Here is an 11,569-nt window from a genome sequence, read left to right as displayed (position 1 = left end):
TGGCTGCTCGTCTCGGCCGCCCACAGCAGGCACTTCACCGAGACCAACGCCGGAGCGGCCGACGCCGTCATCTATGACCTCGAAGACGGTGTCGTCCCCTCCGCGAGACCCACGGCACGAGAAGCCCTCCACCTCTGGTTCTCTCGCGGCGGCACCGGCTGGGTCCGCATCAACCCGGCCGAAAGCGAGGACTGGAGCCGCGACCTCGACGCACTCGAGGCAACACCCGGGCTCTTGGGTGTGATGCTCGCCAAATGCGAGTCGGCAGAACACGTCACCGAGACCGCCGCCCGATTGCCCGCCCGGACCCCCGTTATGGCACTCGTCGAATCGGCACTGGGCATCGAACGCGCCTACGACATCGCCTCCGCACAGCCGACTTTCCGGATCGCCTTCGGCAGCAATGACTTCCGCCGTGACACCGGGGCCGCCGACCTCGCGCCGGCCCTGTCCTATGCCCGGGGACGGCTGGTGGTGGCAAGCCGGGCAGCGGGTCTGCCCGGCCCCATCGACGGCCCCACCCTCACCACCGCAGAGGATCCGCTCACCGACGCCCTCACCGTGACCCGCACCATGGGCATGTCAGGCAAGCTGTGCATGCACCCCGGACAAGCCCCCGTCATCAACCGCGCACTGAGCCCCACCGACACCGACATCGACTGGGCCCGCCAGATCATCGACCGACTCGGCGTCGACGGTGCGCGCATCGAAAACGGCAGTGACCTGCCGAAACTCGCCCGAGCTCGGACGATCAGCCGCCTCGCCACCGTCTTCGCACCCGCACCAATGGCCTAGCCGCAGAGCGAGCACCAGTTGTCGCCGAATGCCGACCGATTCTCTCCCCGCTTCCAAGGTGTCACCATCATGTCCGACACAGGACGCACGACGAGGGTTCCGACCACCACCGAGTTGCTCGAGGACCAGCCCAAGAACTGGGGCAAATGGGGGTCCGACGACGAGGTGTGCGCACTGAACTACCTCGGCTCCCGCGAAGCGCTCGTCGGCGTCGCCGAAGTCAGGCAGGGAAAGACGTTCACGTTGCAGGTGCAGATCGGCAACCCCAAGGGGGATCCCACATTCCCCGGCCCCCGCGGACCGGCGCGACGGGTCAACATCATGGACCGTGGTGTCTATCTCGGCGGTGCCGGTCGCCCAGCAAGGCGTCGAGATCCGCAAGCGTGACATCCTGGTGGTCCACACCGGATGGCTCGAATACTTCTACAACACCCCGCGCGAGGAGTTCTACGACAACTTCAACGAGCCGGGCCTGACGTACACACCCGAGCTGGTCGCGTGGTTCAACGACCTGGAAATCCCGAATCTCGTCACCGACACGATCGCCAACGAAGTCACCCACGACCCGGTCTCCGGCGTCTGGCTGACGCTGCACAACGCACTGATGCGCAACCTCGGAATCACCTTCGCCGAGATCATCGCCCTGCACGAACTGGCCCAGGACTGCAACGGCGACGGCCAGTACTCGTTCCTCTACACCGCAGCACCATTGAAGGTTGTCGAAGGAACCGGCGCCCCGGTCAATCCGATCGTCATCAGGAAGCCGTCCACCCGATGGAGGAATCACTGACTCGCGCGTGGGCAGGACCCACCATCGGGCGACCTCTGTAGGTTCCAGCCGAATTTGTCAGCTGAGTGCGGCGGGATTTCAACATCATTCAGTGGAGGATCCTCTCGCTGCCGCGTCGAGCGAGCAGGCCGAGGGTGTTGTTGATGCTGGTCTACGGCATCCCCAGCGACCGGGCGTTCGACGTTCGCGCTTGGCGCTCCCCGCAGACAAATACCCGGCTCCGCATCTGACTCCGGCGCGAGTCTGCGCACAGTTCGATCACCTGCTGCTCACCGTCCATAAAGGAGCCGGCGCCCGGTGTAGGCGGCGGTCGCGGGCGGTGTTCTCACCCCGTGGACCCGGGACCGGAACATCCGAGCACTCCGTCATCGGGCACCGTGTCGGGTCAGCCGCCAACCGCGTTGGGCGGCTGCGTAACCGGCGAACGCGCCGAGGCACGCACTGACAATCAGGCCGGCAACCAGGAACGGCATGGGATCAACCGATTCCATGTGCAAGGCGCTAGACCCGACGTACCCCGTGGTGAAGCGCACCGGGTGCGACAACCACCGGGCAAACAGACTGGTACACACCAGACCCGCGCCGAGCCCGAATGCCGTTCCGATCAGTATCAGTGTTCACACAAGATCAACTTCGCGATCACCGGCTGTGCTGTTATCGAGCGCCCCCGGCGCCGTTCGTCACGGCCATTTCGGCCCTCACCTGCACGAAATCCACGGTCGAGGCACTGGGACGGGATTTTGCAGAGCAAAAGTGTGCTCACCTGGCCTTTTGGTCGAGACGCTGGAAATGTTTTTTCAGCAGTCACTCCACTCACTCCACTCCCCCGGCACTGCGCCCACCAGAACCATCTGCAGCAACCACCCGTTCGCCTGGAGTGCGCGAACGTGCCCGCAGCAAGCGGAATCAGGTGTGATCAGTAGCCCCTCGTACGCGTGATTACCGGCGAGTCAGTTCATGGAGCTACCAAGCCCCACATCACCGCTCGCCATAGGTGAACACCCCTCCATCCATATCCATCCATCCACGTGTTATCGGCCGGTTGGTAGTCCCCGCATCCAGTCGCGGATGTCTTCCATGACCTTGCGGGGACGCGGCACCATCGAGTGCACCCGTATTTCCCGGCAGTGGGGATGGTCGAACGCTTAGGGACGGCAAAGCGTCTTCCCGTAGCCGCACCACTACACACCCGGCCGCGAGCAGATCCCGGCTCTTTCGCTGATCGACGAGCACCTTCGCCTCCGCTGTCAGTGTCGATAGTTCACTGCACGGACTCCTGAGGAGTCGGCCGCTTGTGCAGACGTCTTCGGAAACAGCGTGGCTGGAGTCATCTGCGCGATGCGCCCACCCGCTTACGGTGGGGTCGTGCCCCGGAGTCCGTCCACTGCTTCCCCGAGACGGGGCGCCGCGTCCCGCGCAGGGTGAGGCGCCCCCACCCGGTTTACGGCAGGTGACAGTCACTCTCGCGTAGGCCCACGGCTTCGGCCGGTCGGAGTGCGGCGTGGTACATGACCGCGTAGAACGCCACGAGCCGCCGCCCGCGCTTCCGATGCCAGGAACCGACGTACGACACGGCGGTGAGCAACTGTGCCGCCCCAGGGCCCCACTTCGTGGTGGACAACCGCTTCGGCGAGCCGCACGTCGCCGTGTGCGACGCCGGCCGCAGCGCGCCCTCGCCCTCCGCTGACAGGGCGACACCCGCCGCGACCACGCGCACCGGGGGATCGTTGAACATGCCGTGACCTCATAATATGAAGCGAGGCTGCTAGCGTGGGCCTCTTTACTCGGGACCCAGGAGCGCTCCGCCATGAAGAACACCGTCTCGATCGAGATCGCCCTGCCGCGGGAGACAGTGGCACAGCTGCTCGCCGACTCGGCACACCTGCCGAGGTGGCTGCGGGGTCTGGTGCTGCACGAGCCGCTGAGTGGGGTGCACGGGCAGGTCGGCACCACATCGCGGGTCGTGATGCAGATGGGGAAGCAGAAGATCGAGTGCACCGAGACCATCACGCGTCGGGAACCGGCAGACCTGCGCGGGATTCCGAAGGGGAGCGTCGTTCACTTCGACCGCGAGATCGTCGGCGTGGGCATGTGGAGCGCCGTGCGCGACCGGCTGACCGAAGCCGGTCCGGGGATGACGCTCTGGGTGAGCGAGAGCGAATACCGGTTCAGCGGCTTGCTGATGCGGTTGGTGGGGCTCCTGATGCCCGGCGCCTTCCGCAAGCAGTCGCAACAGCACATGCAGGACTTCAAGGCGTTCGCCGAGCAGGGAAAGGACGTCCGCGAAGCGAAGGACTGATCTACGATCAGCGCTCGTCTCCCGAAGAGTGGGGAGAAGCCGGACGTGACGGCCGGCCGACCACTGTCGGGAACGTGCTCGGGGCGGGTGGAGCGGAAAGGATCGATGTCGGAGCCTGTGTAGCGAAGCCGAGCGGCCAGCGAACCGAACTGCCTTCACTATCGTGGGCGGGCTCGTGCAGGCCGACCGGCTGCTGCCGAGCACCGCTCCGCCCTGGTGGTTCTCGACGCCCGCGACCCCTCCCGCGCACCCATCGCCGTCGCCAGGTTGGACCGGCACTTCTTCCCCGGATTCCACGGCAGCTTCACCAGTCGAGTGACAGCCTCATGATTTGGATACAAGCGCGCGTGCGTTCTCTCGGTACGAGATTCCAACCCGTCATGGAAACGAGTGCCCCGATTGCGGCTCCGAAAAGAGGCCACCAACGACCAGTCCAATCATGATCGGTAAACCGAGACCATGTCGATCCGTATCGAATGGAACTCGTTCGGCTGGTAGCCGGCCGTGCAGATCGTGAACGGCTTGGAGGGCGTACCACCACAAGACGGCAGCAGTACCACCACAAGACGGCAGCACCTACGAGTCCGCACCAAGCCGAAACGGACGGGCGACCAGAGGGTGGCCGCAGCGAAGCCGGACGACAAATACGCACCGATTCACGTCGGCGGCTCACACGGCAACTTCCCCCGCTTCACCGCGTCGACCAAAGTCGCGTGGTCGCGTTCGGTCTGATCCGCGTAGGCGTGCGCGAAGCGGCTCAGTGCGACGTCGAGCGTGTCCGACTTCCCGGCGTAGCCGCCGATCATCGACGCACCACTGGTCCGCGCGTGGCCCTTCGCGAGCAGGCGCCCGCAGATGCCGGCGTAGTCGGTCAGCGCTGCCGCGCTGAGGTGGTCGATCGGGACCGCGCCCTTCATGTTCCGGAACTGCCGCACGTAGTACTGCCGACCCTCCACCGTGGTCCAACCGAGCAACGGATCGCTGACGGTCTGCAGGGCCTGCTGATACTCGACCACGCGCCGGCCCTGGTGGTCGTGCCAGGCGGACTCGCCGTGTACGAAGCGAGCCACGACAGATCGACGTGCCTGCTTGAGCTGCAGGAACACCACGTCGTCGGCACTGCTCCCTTCGCACAGCACGACGTAGGCACGCAGTCCGACGCTGCCCACGCCGACCACTTTGTGCGCGACGTCGACGACGGTGTAGCCACTGAGCAGTCGTGCCCAGTGGCTGGGCAGCGTGGTGAGGTATTCGTCGAGCCCGGCGGCGAGATGCTCGGCCTCCGCCTCGGACACCCGGGTGATCAGCGGCGGCTCCTCCACGATGCGCCGGCCGGTTTCGTCCTGCTCTGTGAATCGGGGCAGCGCCCGGTCGCTGACGCGGCGCCGAGCCCGCTCCGCGGCGCGGGTGATCTCGTGGCGCAGCGACTCGTCCGACGCCGTCGTCTGCAGCCGGTCGAGGTCGAGTCGCTCGAACGAGCGCGCCAGCAATGGTTGTTCCGCGAGCCAGCGCACATGCTCGCGATAGGTGGCGACGCAGGACTGCACTGCACTCTCGCACTGCCCCTCGGTCGCCGAGTTCTGCCGGCCCGCCACCCAGATGCTCGCAGTCAATCGGCGCAGGTCCCATTCCCAGCCGCCGGGATGCGCCTCGTCGAAGTCGTTCAGATCCAGCACCAGGTCGCGCTCCGGCGAGGCGTAGAACCCGAAGTTGCCCAGATGCGCGTCCCCGCAGATCACCGGCTGGATTCCGGTCGCCGGCAGCCCGGCGAGGTCCTGGGCCATCACGATCGCGGTGCCGCGCAGAAAACCGTACGGCGAGGCCGCCATCCGCCCCACCCTGACCGGTATGAGCGATTCCACCCGACCCTGGTGCGACACACCGATCTGATCCACCACATCGGGGCGATCGTCCGGTGCGCGCCACTCCCCGAGCGCGGACCGCGGTGTCTGCTTGCGCAGGCGTTTCCCGAGCGCGTACCGCTCCGCCCTCGGCGTGGCCCGGCGGCGCAACGACGCGAACGACTGCCCGTCGATGGTCGGCAACACGATGTGCGCGTCCGCGGTTACTGCGCGCCGACGTGGAGGATCGGGCCGACCACCACGGCGTGCAGCTTGTCCGGGTTGGCCACGTTGTGCATCAGACAACTCGATCACCGTCTCTTCGCTGTGAGCATTAAGGATGCGGGCAGCATATCGACGGGCCCCTCGCCGGGATCGGCCCAACCCCATTGTGGGACGGGTCCGGTGCGAGCATCGTGACGACGCGGACACGCTATGTGGCGGTTGCGCCTTGGGGTTGATCGTCGGTGTCGGGTAAGGGGCGTCGGCAGATTTCGTGGGCTTCGTCGGCCGAGATGCCGAACATGCGCAACAGATCCTCGGTGATTTGGTCGGTGTCCTCCGCGTCGTCACGTTCGGGGTGGTCGTGCAGCAGTTGACCCAGGCAGAGTGCGGCCCCTGCTGTGATCGTCAGGGCCAGTTCGGGATCGCGCACGCTGAACCGGCCCGCACGGGCTGCTGCCTCGATGTCGCGGCGGGCTCTCGGCGCGAGGCCTTTGTCCGAGTTGACCAGACTTGGCCCGTCGCGGAGCAGAACTTTGCTCAGTTCGGGATTTCTGCGATGCAGTCGTCCGGTCAGACGAAAGCTCTGCGCAAAGATCTGGGCAGGGTCGTCCAGATCTGCGGTCAGTTCGTCGAGCACCGCGCCGTGGCGGTCGAGGGCCTCCTCCACTGCCGCGTGGAAGAGCTCCTCCTTGGTCTGAAAGTGGTTGTAGAACGACCCCATTCCGACATCTGCGGCCTGGGTGATCTCGAGAATCGGGGCGGTCAGTTTCCCTGCCGCCATGAAAGACTGGGCTGCGCGTACGAGTGCGGCGCGGGTACGCGCCTTGCGCCGTTCCAGGCGGTTCGGTGCATCGGCGATCTGCTCGGTCATGCCTGCGTGCCCTTCTCCTGATCCGTCCGACCTTGCCCTACACTACCCGCGCGTCATCAATATTGACGAATTCCTCAAACTCGGCGACTGCTCCACTCCGCGAGCAGTCGCCACATCGATCCAGCCTAATGGCCGAGGATCTTGATCCCGACCACGAGAACGCCCACACCGACCAATCCTGTGACGGTGAACAGCTGTTGCCACCAACGTAATTGGGCCATTCGCACGGCGAGTAGAGCAATGACGCCAAGCTCGACGACGAGGATCCACATCGCTATCCACATCGCTGTGGATGTGCTCAGTAGTCCGAAGGCGGCTGCGACCAATGCCAGCAGGGGCAAGACCGCGGCCTCCACGATCTGGCCGGACGCCTGGAGCATCCGCAGCGCTGCCCGTCCGCGCGGAGCACGGTGGTACGCGCCGAGGTGTGCTACCCAGTCGGCCAGCAGGCTCGCCGCCCAGAGCCCGCCGGTGGCCACCGCGACATCCATGACCCGCGCCCATGGGCTCGTCTCGGGAGCCGTATAGCGGACGAGGACGGCGAGCGTCGCCAAACACGTCATCGCGCCGTACACACGCTCTCGCAGGAGCGCGACGACATGCTCCACGGGAATCTCTTCCCGATTCGTCTCGCCGGCCCCGCCAGTCACTTCAGTCACCACGCGAATCGGTTCGAATCTGCCTTGTCCGAGCAACCCTTGCACCAATCCCATTCCAGCCATTCGTATCCCGTCGACGACGCGTCTGCCCGTGGCCGTCGAGGGCCTCCTCCACTACCGCGTGAAAGAGCTCCTCCTCGGCCCGGAAGTGGTTCGCGCCGCGCGCGGTTCCAGGCGCTTCAGTGGCTCGGCGACCTGCTCGATCAGGCCTGCGCGCTCATCTCCTGATCCGCGTGACCTCGCCCCACCCTAGCGCCCGTCATCAATATTGACGAATTCCTCAAATACTCTTGACTGACGATATGGTCGTAAGTGACGATATCGTCATAAATCGAAGGGAGTGGTCAATGAGTGTCCACCATGACCCGCATACCGGTCTGCACAGTGAGCAGGGCGCCCTGGAGGGCGAACACCGGGGGCGGGCCGCCGAGCCGATCATCAAAGTGCATGACCTCGCGTGGCTGGAGTTCGAGAAGCCCGACCTCGAGCGGGCGGAGGCGTTCGCCCATGCCTTCGGTTTTACGACGGCGCTCCGCACCGCACACGAACTGCAGTTGCGCGGGACGGACCCCGGCTCGCCCTGCGTGCTCATCCGCCGAGGCCCACGGTCGCGGTTCGTCGGTCCAGCCTTCCGGGCAGCCGACGCGACCGACGTGCTGCGACTGGCGGACGCGGTCGGAGGTGCGGTCGTGCCCCTCCCCGAGAGTCTGGGCGGGATCACGGTCGATCTCACAGATCCCAGCGCTTTGGGAGTCCGCGTTGTGTCCGACACGTTCGAGTTGCCGGCGCTGTCCGATCAGGCCTCGCTCCCACTGAATTTCGGACGCGACCGTGGGCGGGTGAACGCCCCTCAGCGGCCACCCCGTGCGCCGGCCACCGTGCAACGGCTCGGTCACGTCGTGCTCCAGACGACCAGGTACCTCGAAACGCTCAACTGGTATCTCGAGCACCTCGGACTGATCGTCAGCGACTTCCTCTACTACCCCGGGCAACGGGCCCGGGGCCCGGCCATGAGCTTCATCCGCTGCGACCGGGGCGCCACGCCCACCGACCATCACACGCTCGCGATGGTTCTCGGCCCGGCCAACCGCTATGTGCATTCGGCATATCAGGTCGCCGACCTCGACTGCCTCGCTGCAGGAGGCGAATACCTGCTCGACCGGGGCTACCGCCGGTCCTGGGGCATCGGCCGGCACATCCAGGGCAGCCAAATCTTCGACTACTGGCGCGACCCCGACGGATTCATGGTCGAGCACTTCAGCGACGGCGATCTTTTCGACAGCACACTCGACGCGGGCTGGGCACCGATGACCGCGTCCGGACTCGCCCAGTGGGGGCCGCCCGCCACCAAAGACTTCCTCGGATTGAACCCCGGTCGGGAATCACTCCAGGAATTGCGCGCCATTGTCAACGCGCTGCGCGCCGACAACGAATTCGACCTCCACCGCCTCCGCGGCCTTCTGAAAGTTGCCAGCTCATGACCATCTCCGTCCTCCGCACCGTCGATGCCTGGTGGGTCGTCACACCCACGGGTGCCGCACGGGTAGACACCGAGGCCACCACCACCGCCCAGCTGCTGGCCGACCGGCCGGCCGTCGAGGCAGCGGCGTCCAGCGATGGCACCGTGGCCGTCGAGACTCTCTCGTTGCTCTCCCCGGTCACCGCCCCCTGCCGGGTGGTCGCACAGATGACGAACTTCGCATCGCACGTCGCGGACGCCGGGATGAACCCCGACACCATTCCGTTGACCTTCTTTCGAAAGTCCTCCGGGTCGATCAGCGGCCCCAACGACGACGTGATCCGTCCTGCCCATGTCCGACTGCTGGACTACGAGGTGGAGATCGGGCTCGTCCTCGCCCGCGACATCCCGGTCGGGACGGCGATCACCGCAGACACTCTCGCCGATTACGTTGCCGGACTGGTTGTCACCAACGACATCTCCGCGCGCGACATCCAGCTTCCCAAAACGCAGTTCTACGAGGCCAAGTCATACCCGACGTTCACCCCGGTCGGCCCCGCGCTGGTACTGCTGGACGGCGACGAACTGAAGCGGTTCACCGACCTGCGTCTGCGGCTCTGGGTCAACGGCAAGCCGCGCCAGAACATGACCGTTGCCGACATGATCTACCAGCCGACCGAGACTTTGCAGGCGCTGACCCGGTTTCAGCGCCTCGATGCCGGGGACTTGCTACTGACCGGAACGCCGGTCGGGACGGCACTGAGCGCCCCACCGAAGCCGATCGCAATCCTCTCCTCCCTGCTACCGCCCGCAGTCAAATGGAAGCTCYTCTTCGCGGGCCAGGCCAAGAATTCGAACTATCTGCAGGACGGAGACCTCATCGAAGCCACCGTCTTCACAGACGACGGGACCATCGACTTGGGGCGCCAGCGCACGGTGGTGAGGTACGCCCGATGACCACCGACCTGCTGTGGCCGCATTACGCGGCGCCCACGGATCTCGCGACGATCGAGGCCGTGCCGCTGCGCGATCGGGGGCTTCCCGAATCCACCTCTGCGTTGCTCACCCGCGCGGCCCGCAAGTGGCCGGATCGCATCGCGCTCACCGTCCTCCCCGACGGCGCACGGTGGCGGGAGCCGGTGCAGCGCAGTTTCTCCGAACTACTCGACGATGTACATCGTTACGCGAACCTGCTCCATCGTCTGGGCGTGCGGCGTCACGACTCCGTCGCCCTGATGGCGCCCAACTGCGCCGAGTTGATCCCCGCTACTCTCGCCGCACAGCTTGCCGGCATCGCAGCTCCCATCAACGCCGCGCAGTCGCAGCAGCACATCGCCGAATTGTTGCGCCGCTCAGGTGCCCGGGTACTCGTTGCGGCCGGACCGGAACTTGCGCCCGAGACATGGGAGGCCGCGCACCAGATTGCCGTGAGCGGAAAGGTGGACGCCGTGCTGGTCTTACGGCCCACCGGCGCCGCCGGCGCGCCTGCGGACCTGCCCGAGGTCGACGGAGTACGGATCGGCTACCTCAGTGCGCTGGCGGCCGATATCGATTCCTCCGACTTCGTCGGTGATCCCCCCGGCGGGTGCGACGTGGCCGCACTGTTTCACACCGGTGGTACCACCGGTGTTCCGAAGCTGGCCGCCCACACCCACGACAACGAGGTCGCCGATGCCTGGATGCTGGCCGCGAACTCGTCGTGGGACTCGGACTCCGTCGTATTCGCCGCCCTGCCCCTGTTCCATGTCAATGCCTTGATGGTCACGCTGCTGGCGCCGCTGTTCAAGGGCCAGGGTGTGGTGTGGGYCGGCCCGCTCGGCTATCGCGACCCGGACTTGTCCAACGAATTCTGGAAGATCGTCGAGCACTACCGCATCGCGTCGATGAGCGCGGTGCCCACCGTCTACGCGGCCCTCGCGCAGCGCCCGGTCGATGCCGACATCAGTAGTCTGCGCTTCGCCATGGTGGGGGCGTCGCCTCTACCGACCGCGGTCGCCACGAAGTTCCGGGACCACACGGGTGTGCCCCTTCTCGAAGGCTACGGATTGACCGAGGCAACCTGCGCGAGTGCACGCAGCTTTCCCGATGCACCACGACCTGGCTCGGTCGGGCTACGGATGCCCTATCAGCAGGTCAAGGTGGTACGCGTCCGGGAAGACGGCACCTGGGACGACCTGCCCACCGGAGCCACCGGAGTGCTTGCGATCAACGGTCCGACGGTGTTCGCCGGCTATATTTCCGGCCACGACGAACACGGACCCGTTCTCGACGGCATGGGCAAACTGGTCGACGGCTGGCTCGACACCGGCGACCTGGCGCGCATCGACAGCGACGGTTTCCTCTACCTGGTCGGACGCGCGAAGGACATCATCATCCGGGGCGGGCACAACATCGATCCAGCGGTCATCGAAGACGCCCTCCTGGCCCATCCACAGGTCACCGCGGCCAGCGCGGTGGGACGCCCCGATGCCCACGCCGGCGAAGTACCCGTTGCCTACGTCACCGTCGTCGCAGACGCCGGTGTCACCGCGCCCGAGCTGCAATCCTGGGCGGGCGAGCGCGTTCCCGAACGGGCCGCGGCACCCAAGGCGGTCACCATCCTCCCCGCGTTGCCCGTCACGGCGGTAGGC

Annotated in this window: 10 protein-coding genes and 1 pseudogene; 7 read left to right on the top strand and 4 right to left on the bottom strand. The window is 66.1% G+C overall.

Annotation, left to right across the window (positions count from 1 at the left end; genetic code table 11):
* Together AC1D1G_RS33235 and AC1D1G_RS33230 are read left to right on the top strand one after the other, a co-directional pair.
* A partial coding sequence (locus tag AC1D1G_RS33235) for an HpcH/HpaI aldolase/citrate lyase family protein (protein WP_477955405.1) occupies nt 1-795 on the top strand: 795 nt, incomplete at its 5' end.
* 69 nt (nt 796-864) lie between these two features.
* Nucleotides 865-1,585 (top strand): annotated as a pseudogene (locus AC1D1G_RS33230) (cyclase family protein).
* A gap of 1,441 nt (nt 1,586-3,026) precedes the next feature.
* Here AC1D1G_RS33230 and AC1D1G_RS33225 read toward each other — a convergent pair.
* Nucleotides 3,027-3,320, bottom strand: coding sequence for a hypothetical protein (locus AC1D1G_RS33225; RefSeq protein ID WP_477955404.1), 294 nt, complete (start codon nt 3,318-3,320; stop codon nt 3,027-3,029).
* A 72-nt stretch (nt 3,321-3,392) separates the two neighbouring features.
* On the opposite strand from AC1D1G_RS33225, the gene AC1D1G_RS33220 reads away from it, so the two are divergent.
* Together AC1D1G_RS33220 and AC1D1G_RS33215 are read left to right on the top strand one after the other, a co-directional pair.
* Nucleotides 3,393-3,884, top strand: a complete 492-nt coding sequence (locus AC1D1G_RS33220; RefSeq protein ID WP_283351913.1) for an SRPBCC family protein — start codon at nt 3,393-3,395, stop codon at nt 3,882-3,884.
* A gap of 216 nt (nt 3,885-4,100) precedes the next feature.
* The gene (locus tag AC1D1G_RS33215; protein ID WP_280780186.1) at nt 4,101-4,214 is read left to right on the top strand and encodes a carotenoid oxygenase family protein; all 114 of its coding nucleotides are present in this window, start codon (nt 4,101-4,103) and stop codon (nt 4,212-4,214) included.
* Nucleotides 4,215-4,540: 326 nt separating this feature from the next.
* On the opposite strand, the gene AC1D1G_RS33210 is transcribed toward AC1D1G_RS33215, so the two are convergent.
* From AC1D1G_RS33210 to AC1D1G_RS33200, 3 genes are all read right to left on the bottom strand, one after another.
* Nucleotides 4,541-5,932, bottom strand: coding sequence for a DUF2252 domain-containing protein (locus tag AC1D1G_RS33210; RefSeq protein ID WP_477955402.1), 1,392 nt, complete (start codon nt 5,930-5,932; stop codon nt 4,541-4,543).
* Nucleotides 5,933-6,158: 226 nt separating this feature from the next.
* A complete protein-coding gene (locus AC1D1G_RS33205) occupies nt 6,159-6,821 on the bottom strand; it encodes a TetR/AcrR family transcriptional regulator (RefSeq protein ID WP_280780184.1) in 663 nt (220 codons plus the stop codon).
* A gap of 125 nt (nt 6,822-6,946) precedes the next feature.
* Complete coding sequence (locus AC1D1G_RS33200; RefSeq protein WP_477955401.1) at nt 6,947-7,534, bottom strand: hypothetical protein; 588 nt, start codon at nt 7,532-7,534, stop codon at nt 6,947-6,949.
* A 293-nt stretch (nt 7,535-7,827) separates the two neighbouring features.
* Between AC1D1G_RS33200 and AC1D1G_RS33195 the strand changes: the two genes are divergently transcribed.
* From AC1D1G_RS33195 to AC1D1G_RS33185, 3 genes are all read left to right on the top strand, one after another.
* Entirely contained in the window at nt 7,828-8,961 is a 1,134-nt protein-coding gene (locus AC1D1G_RS33195) for a VOC family protein (RefSeq protein ID WP_477955400.1), read from the top strand.
* Nucleotides 8,958-9,896, top strand: a complete 939-nt coding sequence (locus AC1D1G_RS33190) for a fumarylacetoacetate hydrolase family protein (protein ID WP_477955398.1) — start codon at nt 8,958-8,960, stop codon at nt 9,894-9,896. The genes AC1D1G_RS33195 and AC1D1G_RS33190 overlap by 4 nt, the downstream gene beginning before the upstream one ends.
* A partial coding sequence (locus AC1D1G_RS33185; RefSeq protein WP_477955396.1) for an acyl-CoA synthetase occupies nt 9,893-11,569 on the top strand: 1,677 nt, incomplete at its 3' end. The genes AC1D1G_RS33190 and AC1D1G_RS33185, both read left to right, overlap by 4 nt.

The sequence above is a fragment of the Rhodococcus sp. P3_B8 genome, from assembly GCF_056402775.1.
Note: the sequence above shows the minus strand (reverse complement) of the source record. Positions and strands in the feature narration are given on the sequence as shown.